We start from the raw sequence: 19,221 nt of genomic DNA on the forward strand, positions 1-19,221 counted from the left end.
ATTCAACGGACGGAGATGCCGCCATAACTGACGCGGATGGCCATCGTGCAGCAGCCGCTGTCGCGCTGCGCGCTGGCCTCGGCGCCCACCAGCCACTTGCGCACCTTGGTCCAGGGCAGATCGGGACGGCTGCCGCTGATGCCGCCCACGCGGGTCGAGAAGCGCATGTCGCGGTAGTTTTCCAGCCCCGTGCCGCTCAGCGAGACGCCGCCGGCCGTCAGCTCCAGTTCGAACGACGTCAGCGCCGACATCCGCAGCGTAAAGATCGTGCCTTCGTAGTCGCCGGTACCATGGCAGCTCTTGGTATGCCGCGCCGTCGTGACGTTCTCCTCATGGGTGATGGCCACTTCCGGCTGGCATTTGCCCTGCGGGCGGTAGCTCAGTTCGAACGGCGCATCCATCGGCCCGTCCACCAGTTCCAGTTCCACGCCACCGGCATCGATGCGGATGGTCTGTGGCGCCGCCTGCACCGCCGCGCTGCCCGCCAGAGCGGAAAATATCAGCCACTTCTTCATTGCTCACTCCCCATGTTGGCCGGACCACCCGGCCCGTATTCAAAAACGACTTTGCCGTGGCGGCCCGATGCCAGCCACGTACGCTGTACGAAATCGGCCAGTCCGTCGGGACCGGTGACGGTATCGAGCGGGATCGGCAGCCTCCCGGCACAGTGGTCGGCCAGCGCTTCGGCGAGGTCGCCCGTCGTGCCGAGGTTATTGCCGATCAGGCTGATGTTCTTGCGCACGATGAGGCTGAACACCTCGGCCAGCGGCAGCCCCTGGTCTATAAAACCGTCCGGCGCTTCCTCGCTGAACTGCTGGTAGACGCCGCACGTGATATAGCTGCCGTCGCGGCGCAGGTGGCGCACCAGCTTGCGCAAGTAGATATCCATGAACGGATCGACCACCGCGTCGAACTTCTCGATGCCTTGCGCGGCCAGGTACGCCTGCAGCAACGGATCGGCGGCCTCGCTGCGCGTCAGCACGCAGCAATCCCGGACGCCCAGCGCCCGCAGTTGCGGCACGGCCGCAGCGGACGTCGTCAGCGCATGCACCGTGTGCCCGCGCGCCACCAGTGCCCCGATGACGAACAGCGACGTGTTCGACGTTGCCGCTGTCACGGCGATGTGCGCGCCACGCGCCGGGCGCAGCCTGCGCACCATCGAATACGCCGTCTGCGCGCCCACGCCGAAGGCCGCCGCCTGGGCAAACGACATCTCCGCCGGAAAGCGCATCAGTTTTGCGCGCGGCAGCACCTGCAGCTCCTGCGATGCGCGCTGCGTCGACAAGCCGGGATGCGCCAGCGTGGCATCCACCGCGCCATCGCCGAACACGCGGTCCCCCGGCCGCAGGTCCTCGACAGCGCTGCCCACCTTGAGCACCGTGCCGGCGAACTCCGATCCAAGGACGAGATACCCTCCTTCGGCGCGACGCGCCGCCTGCAGCAGGCGGCCCTTCTCGCGGTAGTTGCACGAGAACGCATGGACCCGTACCAGCACATCGCCGGCATGCGCCGGGCCGGCCTCGTCGAATGCCGTGTCGGGCCGTTCCACCAGCGCGAAGTGGACCGCGCTGCCGTGCAGCGGCGTGCTGTACGCCTCGAGCGCGCGCACGTGATGCGCCGTCGCAGCGCCCATCGCCACCAGGGCCCGCATCACAGCGCTCCCGACGCGGCCAGCTTGCCGTCCGTGCCCTGCGCTTTCAGCTCCGCGGCCTGCTCGGCATTCCATTCGCGCGCCAGCTGCTTCTCTTTGCGCAGGTAGTACAGGTAGAAGCCGACGAAGATCGCCACGTGGGAGACGGATTCGGCGTAGGCGGCCAGCGTCAGGCTGCCGCCGAAGGCCATGCGGATCACGATGACGGGCACCAGATTGCACAGGTACATGGACCAGATGGTCAGCAGCAGCGTGCCGCGGGTGTCGCCCAGCCCGATGATGGCGAACAGGAAGGGGAACGATGCCATCAGCACGGCCCAGGGAATCGACGTGATGCGCACATAGCTGATCGCGCGTGCCGCGATGTCCGGATCGCTGACGAAGAAGTGAATGAAATAGGGTGCCAGCAGGATGAACGGAATCATCGGCAGCGCGGCCAGGATGAACGTGCGGCTGGCCATCCAGCGCACGCCGGTGCCGATATTGGCGAGTTTGCGGCCGCCCGCGTTCTGCGCCGTGAACGGGATGATGGTGCCGATGGCCCCCATCAGCACGGTCTGGAAGAAGCCCGTCACATACTGCGTCACCGTGACCGCCTCCAGCGTGCCCGGTTCGTAGAACGAGAACAGCAGGTACAGCAGGTAGAACGAAAGGCTGAGCGAGAACGAATTGAGCGTCTCCGCGCCACCCAGCTTGACCAGTTCGGCCCAGCGTGTAAACAGCTTGCGCGGTACGAAGTCGATCCCCAGGCGGAACGGGAACACCTTGCGCTGTACCATGTCGTGCCGCAGTACCAGCAGGCCCGCGACGCGCGCAGCGATCAGTGCCGCCGCGGCGGCCTGCAACGGCTCCACGCCCAGTTGTGCGCCGAAGTGGATGAAGGTCGGGCACAGGAGCACGCTGGTGCCGAACGTGACGATCTTGAACCGGCGGATGACCCACACGGCGCCGGCCATGCGCGCCAGCAGGCCGACATACAGGTGGACGATGACGAACAGGTAGCCGAACCAGTAGACATTCAGGTACGACAGCACCTGCTGCTTGACGAGCGGATCGACGCCGAACGCGGAGATCAGGTACTGCGTGCAAAAGCGCCCGGTCACGGCGATGACCAGCGCGATCAGCACGGTCACGCCAAAGCCGAAGTTGAGCAGGTAGTTCGACAGCGGGAAGTCCTTCTTGCCGAACGCCTGGTTGGCGTAGACGTAAATGGCCGACAGCAGGCCGCTGAACAGCGCCTCCAGCAGCGATACGGACGCCACCGCGATGCGGAACGTGGCGGGCAACTGCTGCAGGTCCGTCAATGTCAGCAGCCATCCCAGCGCGATGAACATGCCGATGTAGTCTAGGATCGAGAACAGCATCATCGGCACTGAGAAGCGGAACAGTGATTTGCGGACGTCGTCCGCGGTGAAGTCGATGTTCGTCATGGCATATCCGTCGGTTGGTCGGTCGATTCGAAAATAACTTCGTGCGCGTAGCGTTGACCCTCGTGCGTGGCCCGGTCGTCGTGCGCGCCCGGCAGCATCTCCTCGACCGACAGCAGGGCGAATTCGGTGTTGAAGATGCGGCCGATCATGCGCGTCATGATCGGCGCGCTGAAGTCCACGAACAGCGGCTTCTTGGCGTTGCTGACGTCGCGCTCCAGCACCTTGCCGGCGTGATGGCGGCGCAGGAACGCACGCTGCGGCATGCCGTGGTTGCGCCGCCACGCGTCGAGGCGGCTGAACCAGGCGAAGGCGTCCTCACCGGCAGCGCGCACGGGCAGCTGGTCTTTCGGCACCCACCACTGTTCGCGCGACAGGACGATATCCCGGTAGCGCACGCGGGGAATGCGGACGACTTCGCGCGGCGCCGCGTCGCTGACGATCTTGTGCACGCCGAAGCGGAACGCGAAGTAGCGCGGCGCGTCGGCCATGCCCAGGTTCAGCAGCATCTCGAGGATCTTCGGATACAGCTCCTTGGTAAACAGACCGCTCTGGCGCAGCGCCAGCACTTCGCCCGTGCCACGATGCAGCAGATGCGGATACGGCGCGTTGGCCGGCCACGTCAGCGCCAGGTCCGCCAGCGCCAGGTCGCCCGGCTGCGGCGCCGTCGGCGTATCGAGCCAGATGCGCCGGCCGCAGATGCGCGGACGCAGCGCCGTGTTGAAACCAAAACTGTCGTAGAAGTCGCACGTCCGTTCCAGCGCCGGCGCATAGCTGCTGCGGCAGGCGTCCAGCACGGCGGAATCGTCGGTGAAGGTGAAGAAGCGCGAGAAGCAGCGCAGGTAGCCGCTGTCGATGTTATTCAGGACGAACGTGTCGCCGCACAGGTGGCCGTACGCGGCGAACGCGCGGCCGGCCGGCTGCGGGGCGGCCACCGCATCCAGCACGATTTCCGCCTCGCCGCGGCGTTCCCAGATCTGCTGGTACAGGCGCAGTATCGGCAGCACGGCGCGACCCGGCGCGGATGGCGCGGCCGCCATGCAGCGCTGCATCGTTTCGAAGAACTCAAAGATGCCCACCGTCGCGCCGGCGGGCATGGCCGCCCGCAGTGCGGCCAGTTGCGCGTCGCCGAAGCCGCTGTGGAAGTTCACGCCAAGGTAATGCGTGACGAATTCGCCGACCTGCCGCGCGTAACCCTGCAACTCGGCGCGATCGAGCGGCGCCAGGTCGGGCAGCCCGCTGTCGTGATACACCAGGCCGGCCGTCTTCACCAGCGGGCAATCCAGCAGCGCGCCCAGTTGCGCCATGGCGGCGTGGACGCGTGCCAGCGCCGCCAGCAGTGCCGGCCCGGGCACGTCGTCCAGGGCCGCAAACGCCGCGGTCATGTCATCGAGAGCCTCGAGCACTGGACGCGCAGCGGCATCGTCGCCGGCCACGCGCCGGACGATGCCGCGGAATTGCTGCAGCAGGTCGCCGCCTTCGTCGTCCAGCCCGGGCGACGCCTGCAGCATGCCCGAAGTCAGCCACTTCTCCAGCAGTGCCGCCGGATCGGCGCCGGCGGGCAGCCGTTGCGCCAGCACGGGCCAGGGCAACCAGCCCTGCGCATCGGCGCCATCGGTAAACATGCCCACCGATCTGACCCGCGCGGTCATGAAGGTGGTGCGGTAAGCGTAGTATGCCGGCTGGTCCGCGAACAGATAGGTGTACTGGCCATCGGCGCGCGTGCTGCGGTTGCCCGTGACGCGGAAGCGGAAGTGGTCGCGATGACGCAGCACGAACCGGTCGTACAGCTTGAAGAAGCCGGCCCGGTCCAGCGTGTAGCGGCTGCGCATGGCGCGTCCGCCCAGCAGCGAAGCACGGCCCGTCGCGGCAAGCGGCGCGAAGCCCACGGACGTAAACGACGAGAACGGACTGACCTTGGTGACGGCGCGCGTCAGGTAGCGGTAGATCGTCTCCTCGTCGTTCAGCTTCTTCTTGTCCGCGATTTCGGGCGCGGCGCTATAGGCGCGCGCCGTGTCGTAGAGCTGCGCCCGCGTCATCGCCATACCGTGCAGGAATACGGGCAGTGCCGCCAGCGCCTGCGCGGCAGCGCGGGCCGATGCCAGCTGCTCGCCAAACAGCCCGGCCAACGTCGCCTCCCGGGCCAGGACGGTGCGTGTATGCGCCAGCCACCATGCCAGTTGCGGGTCCTGTGCCAGCAGGCCGGCGTAACGCCCGACGATTTCCGCCAGCGGCCGCTCGTTGAAAATCGCCCGGCGTGCATCGATGTACTGGCGGTAGTCGGTAGCGGCCCCCGCAGCCAGCAGGTGCAGCCGGTCGCAGGCGGACTCGCGCCACTGAGCCAGCAGTTTCCGGTCGCGTGCGAGAGCGGCCGCGGCGACTTCGACCGCGGACGATCCGGTCAATGCGTCAAGTGCGTCCAGCGGCAGGTTATTGGCCCGCACCACGGCATAGGGCACCATCATCGCAGTACTCCCCACGCCTCGCGGCAACGGTTGCGCGCCACGAGCAGACCGTAATAGGCGCGCTGGCCGTCGGCAGGCGTCTGCAGCAGCGCGTCCATCCCGAGCTGGTCGTAGCTGCGGAACGGCCGGCCGACGAGGCCATGTCCGCTCAGGTGCCGGATCAGCTGCTGGTTCAGGTAACCGAGTGCCATGTTCATCTCCACGAATTGGGCATCGCCGCAGTGGTAGGCCAGTTCGTCCACGCACAGGAACACCATGGCGGGAACGGTTCTGAAATTGAAGTTGTCGTAGTTGTAGAAGCGCTGGCACTCGTCGATGGGATCGCGCCCGTCGACACATTCGAGTGTGGCATCGACGCAGCGGTAGACGCCCGCCGCCACGCCCTCGCCGGCGCGCAGGCATAGCCGCGCTTCGATGCGTGGCGCCGTGGGCATCGCCGCCGTGAGCGCGACCTGCGCCGCGTCGATCGCCGCCAGCAGGTCGGCCAGGCGCGTGCTGTCGAGGATGCACGGCGCGGGATAGAAGCCGCGCTGGAAACGGCCGCTGCTGCGTTCACGCGCGTAGTGCCGGTGCTGCGCGAGTGCTTGCGTCCAGTCCCCCGGTTCGCCCTGGTCGGCGACGTCGAGGCGGATCGATTGCGCACTCACGGCCGGCGCGATGCGCAACCCCGCATGACGCCCCAGCGCCACCAGCTCCGACAGGAAATGGCCCGCCTCCAGCGCGAACAGCGACTTGCGGAACAGGTTGTACAGGGCGGCGTAAACCGTGAAGTCGTTGCGGATCTCCAGAGCGAGCGTTCCTTCGCCAGGCCCACCGTCGGCGTGCAGGCGCAGCGCGCGCATGTCGACCTGCCAGCGCCCGGCCGCGTCGTGCAGAACGAAGCGCAGCGGATAGTAAGCCCGCGGGGACGGATAACTCGCGTGCACGCCATAGCCGGCGCACGGCGTGACGGTGGCCGGCTGGTGCACCTGCAGCAGTACCGCCAGCAGCCGCTCGCGCGCACTGCCAGTGGGCGCGGCCCCCGTGAGCAGGGCGCGGAACAACGGCGTCAGGTCGCGCAACTCGCCCGCGGCGCCGGGGCGGCCGATCTGGTGCTGCCGCTCGAACGCATCGAGCGGCCTGGGACCGGCGCACGCGTCGGCCGGCGCCAGGTAGCGGAAGCTGAATTCGTCGATCGCGCAGCGACCCGGTTCGATGGTCGTCATGTCAGCCCAATGGATGCAGCAGCGGTTCGGTCAGGTCGGCGAGGGCGTTCACCCACGCACAGGCCAGCGCCGCCCGCGCCAGGCGACCTGCCGGGAGGCACAGCGGCTTGTCGCCAAATGTCAGCGGCAGCGTGCCCGGAATGAAGACGCGTGCGCCGTGCAGGCCGAGGGACGGCAGGCCAGGCGGCGTGATATCCGCCACAACCAGTTCGTAGCCCGCGCCGGCGGCACGTGCACCAAGCATCTGCCACGCCGCGGCGGGCCCTTGCGATGCTGTCGTGGCGCTCCCCGCGTGGGTGGCAACAAAGTCCTGCCATGCCAGCGTTTCGGGTGCCGCGGTGAGGAAATCGAAGTGGTGACGCTGTCCATCCTGGCCGTAGTACAGCGCCTGCGCGCTGTCGCGCAGGTGCGCCACGCTGCCGCCCGCATGCTGACGGCGGTGGCGGCCCAGATTGCGCTCGGACACGCCGACCAGCGAGTGGGCCTCTCCCAGCGCGGCGACGATCGCTTCGCACGGATCGGGATGGCAGGCCGCGGTGACGAAAGCGGCCAGCCTGCCTTCTTCCCTCCCCAGCAGCAGCACCAGCACAGAGGGGATCGCGAACTCCGTCGTGATGTCGAAACAGCGCACGTCGTAGCCCGCCAGTTGCAGTAGCGCGTACAGCTGCCGTGCCGGCGCATGATCGACGGTGGCGGCGACGAAGCGCGGTGGCGTGGAGCGGCTGTACCAGGCCAGCAGCAACGCATCGCGTTCGATCAGTTCCAGCGCCCCGAACAGCGCCGCCTCGTCGGCGGTGCTGCCCAATGCGCAGCCATTGCTGTTCTGGCCATGACTGAACAGGTGCCCGGGCTGCAGCAGGTAATTGATCATCTGCAGCGGTACCAGGCGTTGCGCCTTCGCGTGCACGAGCCGGCACGGCAGCCAGTGCAGCGCCCGGTCCTCGGCAAAGCCCGGGAAGAGCCGTGGCGACTGCTGCCGCGGCACATCGGCGATCTGGTCGGGACGCAATGCGGCCTCGCCCAGTTCCGCATACGTGGCCAGGCGCGCCGCCCGCGGCACGTTGCGGCCCGCCCAGCGTTCGCAGAATTCCAGGATGGCGCCGCGCATGCGCTGGCGGTCCGTGCTGCCACGGCCGATGCCCAGCAAGCCGGTGCCCGGATCGTAGCAGTGATAACTGTCGCCGCCGGGACTGGGCTGCAGCGTCAGGCCCAGCACCGAGGCGTTGCCGAACACGCGCACGGCGCCATCCAGATCGGCCGTGCCGGTCCGGCAATCGCGCCGCCCATCCGCTGTGGCAGGCGCCGCGGCGCCGGCCCGCGGTCCCGGGTAATAGCGCTTGCTGAACGCGCCCTCGAGATAGAGGAACACACAATCGCGCTCGGGCGGCTGCGTGGCGAGGCGCGCCAGCAGTGTTGTCAGCTGCACCTGCAGCATGGCACTCCAGCGCCATCTGCGCTGGAACAGCGGAAACGCGCTGAATTCGCCAGCGAATGCCAGCAGGTGGGCGCGATGGTCGTCCCCCGCCCCGGTGACCGGCAGCAGCGCCAGCGTCGTGGCGGTGGCGATCACCGCAACCGTGGCCGCCGGCGCCGCCGTGCCATCGCTATCGACGCTGGCATCGGCGGGCACACTGCGCACGAAGTCCATCAGCGACGCGATATCGTTCACGCGGCCTCCGGCGCCGGCACCTGCAGCGGGTGGTCCGCCAGGATGACATCGCGAACGCCGCCGTCGGCCGACCACAAGGCGCCATACAGCGCCAGCAGGCCCGCTTCGCGCTGTCCCGGCTCCGGCTGACCTTCGTGCGGCAGATAAATCGCGACGTCCCCTGCGGACATCACTGTGCACCGTGCCCACGCGGACGTTGCCAGTTCCGTGTCGGCCCACTGCACGCGCCGGCCGTAGGCGGTATTGATGCAGAAGCTCAGGTATTGCTCACGCGCCGTCAGCGCGGGTGCGGTGCCCTGTGGCGGGGGCGCCGCCCGCAATGGGGCGATGGCCTGTTCGGCGATGTCGAGCCGCGCCAGGTAGGCGCCGATTGCCGCACGCTCGGCTGGCGCCGTATTGCAGAACCAGTGCCGCTGTGCGTCGACCAGTTGCAGCAGTGCGCCGGCCATGCACTCGGCGTGCGTCATTCCCGCGCCCACCAGGGTCACGGGAGCGCTTCGCCCAGGCAGCTGTGCCTGCAGGGTGTACAGCTTGATATAGCAGCCCTCCTGCGTCCGCTCGACCGGGGAGCACAACGGCGACAGCGGCGTGCGCACCAGTTCCGCGACGCGCGCACCCACCGCGATCGCATCCTCCACCCCGGCCCAGCCGGCGGCGAACGGCAGCAGCGGATACAGCCCGGCACTGCCCATCGGCACGTCCGCATCGAGGCCGAAATGCAGATAACGGCGCGGCGCCAGGGCGCGCACGCCGCACAGGTCGTCGAAGCAGATCGCCGCGGCGGTCGCACCAGCACACAGGCTGTCGCAAGGCGATACCGGCGCGCCGCTTGGGCGGGTGGGCAGCAGGGCCACGTCCGCACCGTGCAGCACGCACAGCTGTCCGTTGCTGACAAAGGCAGCCAGGTGGCGCGCGTCGGGCAGCGCGGCAACCAGCGCCTCGAACGGGCATGCCGCATCCGCGCCGCATTGCAGGACGAGGGTGTGGTCGGGCGTAGCCGCCGTGACGATGTCCAGCGCGGCATCGGGCCAGCGCGCCAGCTCGCCGAAGGCGTCGCGCAGTTCGTGCGCCTGCCATTCGTCGCCCAGCTGCAGAACGCTCAGCCGGCGCACCCCGAGGCACGCCAATGTCTTGATCGCGCCGATCAGCGCATAGTCGCCCGCCACCAGCAGGATACGCGCGTCGAGAAAGCGGCCAAACGCGGCGGCACTGTCATCGACATACGAACGCAGATACAGCAGAGCGTCGTGAACCGGCTGCAGCCGGGCTTCTGCCAGCATTGAGCCGATACGGAAAGCTGCATGTTTTGACAGTAGGAATTCGAGAAACTTTAATATATACGCGCGATGCGCAGTCGGAATATATTCCATCGCATCGCACAATGGCAGCGTGCCATCGATCAGGTCGCAGAAGCGATATAGATGTTCGATGCAATCATGCTGCAAGCGCACAATATAATGTTGGCCCGCATATTGGATATAAATACGGTCTTCCGCGTTCCGTAGAAATATGTCTGGTCGAAGCGAATAAACATCTTCCGGCCGCAAAGAAATTTGTGGCATGTCCCGCTCCGTCTTATTCGGTAATGAACAATCCCGCAACGGGCTGCTCCCGGGTGAACGGGAGCAGCTCTCGCGTTCCGGTGCTCAGCATCTGGCGCCTAGGATGCGGCACCGGGAAGCGCACACCTGAATCAGCAGGCCGCGACCAGCGAGCTGTCCTGCTTGCTGCAGGTGGAGCCCGCGCAGATGGTGGACGATGCGCCCATTTCTTCCATGGCGGTTGCTTCGTTCGTTTCCAGGATTTCGAAGTCGAAGTCCACAGCGGTGTCAACGTTTTGCATGTAAATCTCCTAGTGGGATTACGGTTAAGCACTGTTCAGTGCAAGGAAATCGTAACGTACAACGTTTTATGCAACAAGCGAATATCCAAAGATTTTGTTCGTGATAACTTTTTGCAACAACAATCTCAATCAAAAAATAATGCGGACGGTCTGGTAATTTTTGGTGCTAGCATAATCCGCGAGAAAGAAGGCCTGGCGCGGACGCGACTTTATTCAGATTGACGTCATTCGCAGGTTTTTTTCAGGCAGTAAATAAACCCTTTACGACGACTGTCATCGGGAGTTTTCATGCAACTCAGCAGACGATATTGGCTGGCGCTGGCGGGGGGATCGTCGGTGTCGGGGTCCTGATGAACGTGTCGAGCGCGCCCGCCGGAACGGCCAGCCCGTACCGAACGCTGGCCGCAGCCGCCCCGCCGCCCGGCCGCATCGAAGTGGTGGAATTCTTCTGGTACAGCTGCCCGCATTGCTACGAGTTCGAGCCGGCACTGCGCGGCTGGGTGGCGCGCCATGGCGACGAGATCGTGTTCCGCCGCGTCCCTGTCGGGATGCATCCACGCCAGCTGCCGCAGCAGCGCATGTTCTACGTGATGGAAGCGCTGGGCATGGACCAACGGGCCGACCGCGAGTTGCTGCACCAGATCCACGACGCCAGGCGCCCGCTCGATACGGAAACGGCCCTGGCCGGATTCGCCGCCGATGCGGGCGTCGCAGGCGACCGCTTCCATGCCGCGTGGCGCTCGGCCGCCGTGCAGCAGAAGGTCGACGCGGCCACGCGCCTGCACACGGCGCTCAACGTCACCAGCGTGCCGACGGTGGTCATCGGCGGCCGCTACGTCACGTCGCCGGCCATGCTGGGGGCGACGTTGCCGATGTGGGGCCAGACGCCGGCCATGCGGCACGAAGCAACCCTGGCGACGATGGACACGCTGCTGCGCCAGGCGCGGCAGGACAGCACGACTCGATAACGGGAGAGGCGATGAACGCACCGCGCGAATCGATCAACATCACGGGCGCCGGCATGGACACCCTGCGCACTCGGCCGCGACGGCGCTGGCGACCCTGGGCGCTTGCCGCCGGCACCTGCGCCGTGCTGGCCGCGCTGGGGTGGGGCCTGGCGCCACGGGGCCTGCGGGTGCCCGCGGAGGACGCACGCATCGCGACCGTGCAGCGCGGCGTGTTCACGGACGATGTCGTGGTGCGGGCAAACGCCGAAGCGCTCAACCAGGTCCTGCTTGACGCGGTGGAAAGCGGGCGCGTCGAAGAAGTGTACGTTCGTGATGGCGCGCAGGTGCGCACGGGCGACCTGCTGTTTCGGCTGTCGAACCCGCAGCGCCGCATGGAACTGCTGCAGCGCGAATCGGAACAGGCGCAGCAACTCTCCAATCTCGCCAACCTGCAGGTGACGTTCCAGGTCGCGCGCAATGGCCACACGGATCGCATTGCCGACCTGCGCTTCGATGTCGCCCAGGCCGAGAAGCTGTACAACCGCAATCGCGAACTGGCCGGAAAAGGCTTCATCTCTGCGGTCGCGCTGGACGAATCGGCCGACCGGCTGGCGCAGGCCCGCCACAAGCTGGAAACGGAGCAGCATGGCGGCGACCGCGAATTCGCCGTGCGCGAGCAGGCCATGAACACGATGGTGGGCGCCACGCGCCGGCTGGAATCGGGCATGCAGCTGGCGCACGCCACGCTCGACGGCCTGGCGATGCGGGCACCGGCCGCCGGCCGCCTGAGCGACTTCACGCTGCAGGTCGGCGAAGCGGTGCGGGCCGACCAGCGCGTGGGCCGTATCGACGATGCCAGCTTCAAGCTGATGGCGCAGATCGACGAGTACTACCTCAATCGCGTGGCGCCGGGTGCGCGCGGCGTGGCGACGCTGGATGGCCAGGAGTATCCGGTGCAGGTCAGCCGGGTCTACCGCCAGGTGAAGGAGCGGCGCTTCAGCGCCGAACTGCTGTTCGCGCAACAGCCCCGGAGCCTGCAGCCCGGCATGAGCGTCGATGTGCGCCTGACGCTGGGTGAAGCGAAACCGGCGCTGGTGCTGCCGAACGGCCCTTACCTGAACGACAGCGGCGGCGCCTGGGTCTACGCGGTGTCCGCCGACGGCGCCGATGCGACCCGCCGGCCGGTGCGCACGGGCCGGCGCAATGCGGGGCAGGTCGAAGTGCTGGACGGACTGGTGCCTGGCGAGCGCGTCATCATCTCCGGCTACGCGCAGTATGGACAGGCGGAACGCCTGCGGCTGCAACACTGAACGATTCATTCATCCTGGAGCGCACATGATCAAACTGTCCCGCCTGAACAAAGTCTACGCGACCGACGACGTGCTGACGACCGCGCTGAGCGACATCGACCTGACGATCGAGCAAGGCGATTTCGTCGCCGTCACCGGCCCTTCCGGCTGCGGCAAGTCCACTCTTCTGAGCCTGCTCGGTTTCCTCGACGTGCCCGATTCGGGCGAGTACTGGTTCAACGGGCGCAACGTGGCCGGCCTGCCGGAGACGCAGCTGAACACCCTGCGGCGCGGCGGCGTGGGCTTCATCTTCCAGAACTTCAACCTGATCGATGAGCTGAGCGCGTACGAAAACATCGAGCTGGCATTGAAGTATTCGGGCAAGCCGGCGCACGAGCGGCGCGCGCGCATCGAAGCGGTGCTGGACAAGCTGGGCGTTCTGCACCGGCGCAACCACCGTCCCTCGCAGCTGTCGGGCGGACAGCAGCAGCGCGTGGCGATCGCACGCGCACTCGTGGCGGAGCCGGCACTGCTGCTGGCGGACGAGCCGACGGGTAACCTGGACTCGGCCCATGGCGCGGAAGTGATGGCGATCCTGGCGCGCATCAACGAGGAAGGGACGACCATCGTCATGGTGACGCACTCGCCGGAACATGCGGCCCGGGCGCGGCGCATCGTGCGGTTGCACGACGGCCGCGTGCAGGAGGATCAGGTGGACAGCCCGCTCCCCAGCGGCACCAGCGACGCGCTGCCCATCCGGGCCGTGGCCGCAGCAAGGTAGCGGGCCGCAGCCGCTTCGCCGTTCTGCTGCGCCAGCGCGAACCAGTGGCGCGCCTGCGCCATGTCGGCGTCGATGCCCTGGCCTGCCAGGTACATCAGGCCCAGATTGAGCTGGGCGCGGGCATGGCCCTGCTGCGCCGCCTTGCGGTACCAGATAAACGCCTGGCCGAAATCGCGCGCCACGCCCTGGCCATTGTCGTAGCGTAGCGCCAGCGTGAATTGCGCCAGCGTATGGCCCAGTTCCGCCGCCTTGCGGTACCAGTCATTGGCCAGCGCCACGTCCGGTGCCGGGCCGTCTTCACGGTCGTGCAGCAGGCCGAGGTTGTATTGGGCCGGCGCGTAGTCCTGTTCGGCCGCGCGGCCATACCAGCCCATGGCGGCGTGCAGGTCCTGCGCCACACCGCGGCCCGTTTCAAAGCGCAGCGCCAGTTCGAACTGGGCCCGCAGGTGACCCTGTTCGGCCGCCTTGATATACCAGCCGATCGCCGCTACTTCGTCCCGCGCCACGCCGTTGCCGCTGTCGCACAGCAGCCCCAGATGATATTGCGCGGACGGGAAGCCCTGCTGCGCCGCCTTGTCGTACCAGTGCGCCGCGCTGGCAGCGTCCTGCAGCACGCCCTGGCCGTGTTCGTACCGCAGACCGACGTTGTTCTGCGCGGCGGCGTGACCTTGCTGCGCCGCGCGCAGATACCAGTCGAGTGCCTGGCGCTCGTCGCGGGGCACGCCGTGGCCGTTGTCGAAAATGAGACCAAGATTGAATTGCGAGCTGACGTGGCCCTGTTCCGCCGCCGCGCGGTACCAGCGAATGGCCTGCATGCTGTCCTGCGCCACGCCGTCGCCCTTGTCGTAGCGCAGCGCCAGGTTGAACTGCGCCGGCGCGTAGCCCTGTTCCGCCGCGGCTTCGAGCCAGCCGATCGCCTCGCCGCTCTCGGCGCGCAGTGCCAGGTTGAACTGGGCGCGCGCATAGCCCTGCCGCGCCGCCTTGCGGTACCAGAGAATCGCTTGCGCCAGGTCCTGCGGCACGCCCTTCCCGGTGTCGTACATCATGCCCAGGTTGTTCTGCGCGCCCGCATCGCCCTGCTCGGCGGCCTTGCTGAACCAATGGCGCGCCAGCTCCGTGTCATGCGCCACGCCATGGCCCTTGGCGTACAGCCAGCCCAGGTTGTACTGCGCGGCGGCGTAGCCCTGCTCGGCCGCCAGCCGGTACCACTGCGCCGCCTCGGCGAAATCGGCGTCGACGCCCTGCCCCTTCTGATACATCACGCCCAGGTTGTACTGAGCGTGCGCCAGCCCCGCGTTGGCGGCCTGCCGGTACCACGCCAGCGCCAGCTCGTAGCTTTGCGGTGCGCCGTCGCCGTTGAAATGCATGAAGCCCAGGCTGTGCTGGGCCTGTGCCACGCCCTGCTCGGCCAGTGCCTTGAGGCGCAGATAATCAGGCGAAACGTCTGCGGGCGAGACCGCTGCCGGTGAAACGGTTCCCGTCATGCCTGGATGGCGAGCAGCGGTGACGGTTCGTCCGGCGCGCACGTCTGCCCCTGCGTCTGCAGCACGCGGATGAACGACGTCAACGCCATCGGCCGATGGTACAGGTACCCCTGCATCGTCGTGCAGCCGTTCGCTTCCAGGTAGCGCGCCTGCACCGCCGTCTCGACGCCTTCCGCGACCAGGTGCAGGCCGAGCCCGCGGGCAATCGAGATGATCGCCAGGATCACGGGGTAATGGCCGTTCTCGTCATGGATCTCCTTGACGAAGCTCTGGTCGATCTTGATCGTGTGGATCGGGAAGCGGTGCAGGTAAGCCAGCGACGAGTAACCCGTGCCGAAATCGTCGATGGCGACGGAGACGCCCAGCTGGCACAGCTTGTTCAGCTGTTCGATCGCGTAATGGGGATTGCGGATGCAGATGTTTTCCGTGATCTCCACTTCGATCTGCGCGGGCGAGATGCCGTAGCGCGTCAGCTCGCCACGCATCTTTTCGAAGAAGTCGCCCCGGTCCAGGTACTGCGGCGACAGGTTCAGCGACAGGCGGATATTGTCGCCACCCGCCTCGTTCCACTTCCGCAGGTCGCGGCACAGCGCGCCAAGCATCCAGTCCGAGATCGGCAGCATCAGGCCGTTCTCTTCGGCGAAGGGCAGGAACTCGCCGGCCGACAGCAGGCCGCGCTGCGGATGGTTCCAGCGCATCAGGCCTTCGGCGCCGATGATGCGGCCCGTGACATTGTCGATCTGCGGCTGGTAGTACATCTCCAGCTCGTCCTTCTCCAGCGCACGGCGCAGCGCCTGTTCCAGCGCGATCTTCTGGTGCGACACATCCAGCATCGAGTCGTGATAGAAGCTGTGGCCGTTCTTGCCCAGCGCCTTGACCTGGTACATGGCGATGTCCGCGTGGCGCAGCAGCTCGTCGATCGTCTCGCCGTCCTTCGGGTAGACGGCAATGCCGATCGACGCCGAGATATGCACGACGTGGCCATCGAGGTCGAATGGCTTTTGCAGGCATTCGAGGAATTTCTCGGCCACGCCTTTCGCGTCCGCGCGGTCGCGCAGCTCCGGCAGCACGATGGTGAATTCGTCGCCCCCCTGGCGTGCCAGCGTGTCGCCCTTGCGCAGGCATTCCTTCAGCCGCAACGCCGCCTGCTGCAGCAGCTCGTCGCCCTTGACGTGGCCCAGCGTGTCGTTGACCAGCTTGAAGCGGTCCAGGTCGACGAACATCACGGCCAGCTCCGTCTGTTTGCGCTTGGCCTGGATGACCGCGAGGCCCAGGCGGTCCTTGAACAGCATACGGTTCGGCAGGTCCGTCAGGATGTCGTGGTAGGCCTGGTAGGAGATCAGTTCCTCGGCGCGCTTGCGGTCCGTGATGTCGCGCGCCACGCCGTAGATGCCCGGCACGGCCGGCTTGCGGCCACCCTCCTCGTCCAGCGCGTGCATGCCGATCGCGTTCAGCGAGATCGCCGTCAGCGTGTTGCTGAACGTGCGCTCCGCGCTGCCGTTGCCGGTATTGCACTTCAGGCGCAGCTCCACATTGCGCGACGCACGCTCGTCCAGCCGGCGGCCCGAGAAGACATACCTGGCGCGCTCCAGGTCTTCCTCATGCACGACGATCGAGTAGTGCCTGCCGATCAGCTCCTCGCGCGTGTAGCCCAGCAGCTGGTAGGCGCGGTCATTGATGAATGTGAAGAGGCCTTCGTGGTTCAGCGTATAGATGATGTCCGGCGAGCTGTCGACCAGGTAGCGGTACATGCGCTCGGAATTTTCCAGGCGCTGCGTGATGCACTGGTTGTCCACGGCGAGCCGGCGCTTCTGCAGCGCGTTCTCCACCGTCTTGAGCAGTTCTTCGCGGCTGTAAGGCTTGCGCAGGTAGTCGTAGGCGCCGCGCTTCAGTGCGCCAATGGCCGCCTCGATGCCGACGTCTCCGCTCATGACGATCACGTCGCAGTCGATGCCGCGTGCGTTGATATAGTCCATGATCTCGTGCCCGCTCATGTCCGGCAGGCGCAGGTCCAGCAGTACGAGGTCGAACTGCATGCGGTTCAGTTCATCCACCGCTTCCTTGCCGCAGGTGGCGGTGACGAGATGATAGTCGCGGTCGCGCAGCAGCTCGTACAGCGACGACAGCAGCCGTGGCTCGTCGTCCACCAGCAGCAGGCGTGGCAGGAAGCCGCACGCGGCGGGGGCGTCGTTACCTGGGATTTGCTCGTTCATCTTGGCCTTACACAGAGTCCATCAAACGCGCGGGCATGCCGGCGGGTGCCGGTTCCTTGAGCGCAGGCAGGAGAATTTCAAAGCTGGTGCCGTTCCTGCCGCTGCGGCAGGTGATCAGCCCATCCAGTTTCTTGACGAGGCCGTGAACGATCGACAGCCCCAGTCCATGATGCTTGCCTTCCTTGCGGCTTGGCACGGCGCCGAACAGGTTCGCCAGCACTTCCGGTGCCAGGCCGGGGCCGGAGTCGGCCACCACCAGTTCCACGTACAGCCGGCGCTCGCGGTTGACGTGGCCCCGGTTGGCGATCTCGATGCGGCCACCGTGCGGCATCGCCTCGACCGAATTCTTGACCAGGTTGACGAGGATCTGCTTGAGCATGTCCGCATCGCCTTCCACTTCGTTCGGCTCGTCCAGCATGCGCACCATTACCTGCACGGAGGCCGGGATGAAATCGGTCGCGCGGAACAGGCGCAGCACGTCGTCCACCACGCGTGCGATGTTGGTCACGCGGCCCGTGTCCGTCGGCTGCAGGTCCGCCAGGCTGCCGATCAGCTGACCCACCCGGTCGATTTCCTCGTTCAGGATCGACATCTCGGACACCACCGGCTCGCGCCGCGCCAGCTTCGCATCCAGCACGGACAGGTAGTTCTTGATGATCGAGAGCGGGTTGTTCACTTCGTGCACCACGCGACGCGATGCCTCGCGGTACTCGTCCGCCACGTGGGCCAGCTGGCGGCGCGCCTGACCGCGTTCGGCCAGCGCCGTCTCCAGCGCACTGGCGGCCTGGTTGCCGAACGCCTGCAGGAAGCGCTCGCGTTTGTGCAGCAGCGGCAGCTGCCACGCGGCGACGCCGCCGATCAGCACGCCGAGGCAGCGCCCGCCCGTGACCAGCGGCAGGCAAACGATGGACTCGGTGCCGAGAATGCGGAACAGCTGCTCTTCGGCGATGCCCAGCGGCTGCACGCCGTGCGTGGCCAGCGTCACGCGCCGCTCGACGGCGGCGCCGGCCACGATGCTGCTCTTGTTCAGGGGGATTGCCAGCGCGGCAAGACGCTGCTGGTGTTCGCCGGTGGCCGTGCCGACCAGTGCCTGCCCGGTGGGATTCTCCAGCAGGATGATGGCGGTAGCGAAATCGAACAGCACGCGTGCCGAGCGCGTCATCGCCTCCAGCATGCTGCTTTCGCCCTGCTGGCGCGCGATGGCCTGGCCCATCTCGGACACCAGCATCATGTTGCGCACTTCTTCCTGCAAACGCTGCTGCACGGGATCGACGGGCAGCGCCGCCGGCGGCGGGACCACGTCGTCCGCGCCGGTCAGGTCGATGCCCAGGTAGTCGGCCGACTGGCGCACCTGGCGCGCCGCCGACTGCATGATCTTGTCCAGCGCCTCGTCGGCGATGCCGCACAGGGCCGCGGCGCCGGCGACGAGGTCAGGCTGGTCGGGGTGATGAATCAGCAGGTGCGCCAGTCGCACGATGCGGATCAGCGGATGCGCCGACTCCAGCCGGGCGGCCGGTTCGTGGTGATACAGCACGCTGTCGGCGAGGAAGGAATCCAGGTGCCACCGTTCGATCAGCCACGCGCCTGCCTCGGTATGCGTGATCTGCAAGGTGCGCTGCTCGACGGCGCACAGGTTTTCGTCGTCACGCGCCATGAAGTTGGTGGCGTATTCGCGCGGCGCCGTTGCCAGCAGCGCCAGCCGCCCCACGTTGTGCAGCAACCCGGCCAGATACGCTTCCTCGACCTGGGCATACTCCATCAGCCGCGCCGTCTCGCGGGCCACGACGGCCGCGCCCAGCGCATGCTTCCAGAACGCGCGCAGGTCGCTGCCGCCCGAGTGCGGGAAGCTGCTGAACGTCTGGTAGACGGATTCGCTGATGACCAGCGTCTTGATCATGTCCGTCCCCAGCGCCAGCAGCGCCCCCTCCAGCCCCACGCTGCGCTGGTGGCGCTGGTAGGCCGAACTGTTGGCAACCGCCAGGATCTTGCCCGTCATGCCCGCGTCCTGCGCAATCAGCGAGGCCAGCTCGGGAATGCCGGCGTCGTCGGTCTGCAGCAGCTCGATCAGCTTGATCAGGATCTGCGGCATGGCCGGCAGCCTGGCAATCATCAAGCGATTGCGGATGTCGTGGTCTGGTTGCATCGTTTCACTGGCGCCAGTGGACGTCTTCGGGAACAGGCGGCCCGGCCGTGTCACGGCTTGCCACCCGGTGAATGCTAGTGCGCTGCAAATAAGTGTTGCTATTT

14 protein-coding genes are annotated in these 19,221 nt (G+C 66.9%); 3 read left to right on the top strand and 11 right to left on the bottom strand.

The features are described 5' to 3' along the window. Nucleotides 1-2 precede the first annotated feature (2 nt). The 8 genes from E1742_RS14000 to E1742_RS26190 all read right to left on the bottom strand — a co-directional run bounded on the left by E1742_RS14000 (nt 3) and on the right by E1742_RS26190 (nt 10,260). A complete protein-coding gene (locus E1742_RS14000; RefSeq protein ID WP_134385530.1) occupies nt 3-515 on the bottom strand; it encodes a hypothetical protein in 513 nt (170 codons plus the stop codon). Beyond that, a complete protein-coding gene (locus tag E1742_RS14005) occupies nt 512-1,651 on the bottom strand; it encodes a quinone oxidoreductase family protein (RefSeq protein ID WP_166793490.1) in 1,140 nt (379 codons plus the stop codon). The genes E1742_RS14000 and E1742_RS14005 overlap by 4 nt, the downstream gene beginning before the upstream one ends. After that, the gene (locus E1742_RS14010; RefSeq protein WP_134385532.1) at nt 1,651-3,081 is read right to left on the bottom strand and encodes an MATE family efflux transporter; all 1,431 of its coding nucleotides are present in this window, start codon (nt 3,079-3,081) and stop codon (nt 1,651-1,653) included. The genes E1742_RS14005 and E1742_RS14010 overlap by 1 nt, the downstream gene beginning before the upstream one ends. Further along, nucleotides 3,078-5,543 carry a lantibiotic dehydratase gene (locus tag E1742_RS14015; RefSeq protein ID WP_134385533.1) on the bottom strand — a complete coding sequence of 822 codons (2,466 nt, stop codon included), beginning with the start codon at nt 5,541-5,543 and terminating at the stop codon, nt 3,078-3,080. The genes E1742_RS14010 and E1742_RS14015 overlap by 4 nt, the downstream gene beginning before the upstream one ends. Beyond that, nucleotides 5,540-6,748 (bottom strand): hypothetical protein, encoded by a 1,209-nt coding sequence (locus tag E1742_RS14020; RefSeq protein ID WP_134385534.1) that lies wholly within the window; start codon nt 6,746-6,748, stop codon nt 5,540-5,542. The genes E1742_RS14015 and E1742_RS14020 overlap by 4 nt, the downstream gene beginning before the upstream one ends. Before the next feature lies 1 nt (nt 6,749). Continuing rightward, nucleotides 6,750-8,417: a YcaO-like family protein gene (locus E1742_RS14025; RefSeq protein WP_134385535.1), complete on the bottom strand. Its 1,668-nt coding sequence runs from the start codon at nt 8,415-8,417 to the stop codon at nt 6,750-6,752. Then, nucleotides 8,414-9,697: a hypothetical protein gene (locus E1742_RS14030; RefSeq protein ID WP_134385536.1), complete on the bottom strand. Its 1,284-nt coding sequence runs from the start codon at nt 9,695-9,697 to the stop codon at nt 8,414-8,416. The genes E1742_RS14025 and E1742_RS14030 overlap by 4 nt, the downstream gene beginning before the upstream one ends. Nucleotides 9,698-10,110: 413 nt before the next feature. Beyond that, on the bottom strand, nt 10,111-10,260 hold the full coding sequence (locus E1742_RS26190) for a thiopeptide-type bacteriocin (RefSeq protein ID WP_166793491.1): 150 nt from the start codon (nt 10,258-10,260) through the stop codon (nt 10,111-10,113). A gap of 350 nt (nt 10,261-10,610) precedes the next feature. On the opposite strand from E1742_RS26190, the gene E1742_RS14035 reads away from it, so the two are divergent. From E1742_RS14035 to E1742_RS14045, 3 genes are read left to right on the top strand one after another with little or no spacing between them, the layout of a single operon-like run. Then, the gene (locus E1742_RS14035; protein ID WP_134385537.1) at nt 10,611-11,228 is read left to right on the top strand and encodes a thiol:disulfide interchange protein DsbA/DsbL; all 618 of its coding nucleotides are present in this window, start codon (nt 10,611-10,613) and stop codon (nt 11,226-11,228) included. An 11-nt stretch (nt 11,229-11,239) separates the two neighbouring features. After that, complete coding sequence (locus E1742_RS14040) at nt 11,240-12,517, top strand: efflux RND transporter periplasmic adaptor subunit (RefSeq protein WP_229465964.1); 1,278 nt, start codon at nt 11,240-11,242, stop codon at nt 12,515-12,517. A gap of 25 nt (nt 12,518-12,542) precedes the next feature. Then, nucleotides 12,543-13,277, top strand: coding sequence for an ABC transporter ATP-binding protein (locus E1742_RS14045; protein ID WP_134385538.1), 735 nt, complete (start codon nt 12,543-12,545; stop codon nt 13,275-13,277). On the opposite strand, the gene E1742_RS14050 is transcribed toward E1742_RS14045, so the two are convergent. The 3 genes from E1742_RS14050 to E1742_RS14060 are packed head-to-tail and all read right to left on the bottom strand — an operon-like array spanning nt 13,205 to nt 19,117. Then, the gene (locus E1742_RS14050) at nt 13,205-14,761 is read right to left on the bottom strand and encodes a tetratricopeptide repeat protein (RefSeq protein WP_134385539.1); all 1,557 of its coding nucleotides are present in this window, start codon (nt 14,759-14,761) and stop codon (nt 13,205-13,207) included. The two genes, E1742_RS14045 and E1742_RS14050, sit on opposite strands and share 73 nt — an antisense overlap. Further along, a complete protein-coding gene (locus E1742_RS14055) occupies nt 14,758-16,974 on the bottom strand; it encodes an EAL domain-containing response regulator (protein ID WP_134385540.1) in 2,217 nt (738 codons plus the stop codon). The genes E1742_RS14050 and E1742_RS14055 overlap by 4 nt, the downstream gene beginning before the upstream one ends. Before the next feature lie 7 nt (nt 16,975-16,981). Then, nucleotides 16,982-19,117: an HDOD domain-containing protein gene (locus E1742_RS14060; RefSeq protein ID WP_229465966.1), complete on the bottom strand. Its 2,136-nt coding sequence runs from the start codon at nt 19,115-19,117 to the stop codon at nt 16,982-16,984. Nucleotides 19,118-19,221: the final 104 nt, after the last annotated feature.

Origin of the sequence: Pseudoduganella plicata, assembly GCF_004421005.1 — a bacterium.
Taxonomy (GTDB): domain Bacteria; phylum Pseudomonadota; class Gammaproteobacteria; order Burkholderiales; family Burkholderiaceae_D; genus Rugamonas; species Rugamonas plicata.

Excerpts from the sequence above, each read along its gene's own strand:
- E1742_RS14000 (WP_134385530.1), bottom strand. The coding sequence starts at position 515 with ATGAAGAAGTGGCTGATATTTTCCGCTCTGGCGGGCAGCGCGGCGGTG.
- E1742_RS14005 (WP_166793490.1), bottom strand. The coding sequence starts at position 1,651 with ATGCGGGCCCTGGTGGCGATGGGCGCTGCGACGGCGCATCACGTGCGC.
- E1742_RS14010 (WP_134385532.1), bottom strand. The coding sequence starts at position 3,081 with ATGACGAACATCGACTTCACCGCGGACGACGTCCGCAAATCACTGTTC.
- E1742_RS14015 (WP_134385533.1), bottom strand. The coding sequence starts at position 5,543 with ATGATGGTGCCCTATGCCGTGGTGCGGGCCAATAACCTGCCGCTGGAC.
- E1742_RS14020 (WP_134385534.1), bottom strand. The coding sequence starts at position 6,748 with ATGACGACCATCGAACCGGGTCGCTGCGCGATCGACGAATTCAGCTTC.
- E1742_RS14030 (WP_134385536.1), bottom strand. The coding sequence starts at position 9,697 with ATGCTGGCAGAAGCCCGGCTGCAGCCGGTTCACGACGCTCTGCTGTAT.
- E1742_RS26190 (WP_166793491.1), bottom strand. The coding sequence starts at position 10,260 with ATGCAAAACGTTGACACCGCTGTGGACTTCGACTTCGAAATCCTGGAA.
- E1742_RS14035 (WP_134385537.1), top strand. The coding sequence starts at position 10,611 with ATGAACGTGTCGAGCGCGCCCGCCGGAACGGCCAGCCCGTACCGAACG.
- E1742_RS14040 (WP_229465964.1), top strand. The coding sequence starts at position 11,240 with ATGAACGCACCGCGCGAATCGATCAACATCACGGGCGCCGGCATGGAC.
- E1742_RS14045 (WP_134385538.1), top strand. The coding sequence starts at position 12,543 with ATGATCAAACTGTCCCGCCTGAACAAAGTCTACGCGACCGACGACGTG.
- E1742_RS14050 (WP_134385539.1), bottom strand. The coding sequence starts at position 14,761 with ATGACGGGAACCGTTTCACCGGCAGCGGTCTCGCCCGCAGACGTTTCG.
- E1742_RS14055 (WP_134385540.1), bottom strand. The coding sequence starts at position 16,974 with ATGAACGAGCAAATCCCAGGTAACGACGCCCCCGCCGCGTGCGGCTTC.
- E1742_RS14060 (WP_229465966.1), bottom strand. The coding sequence starts at position 19,117 with ATGCAACCAGACCACGACATCCGCAATCGCTTGATGATTGCCAGGCTG.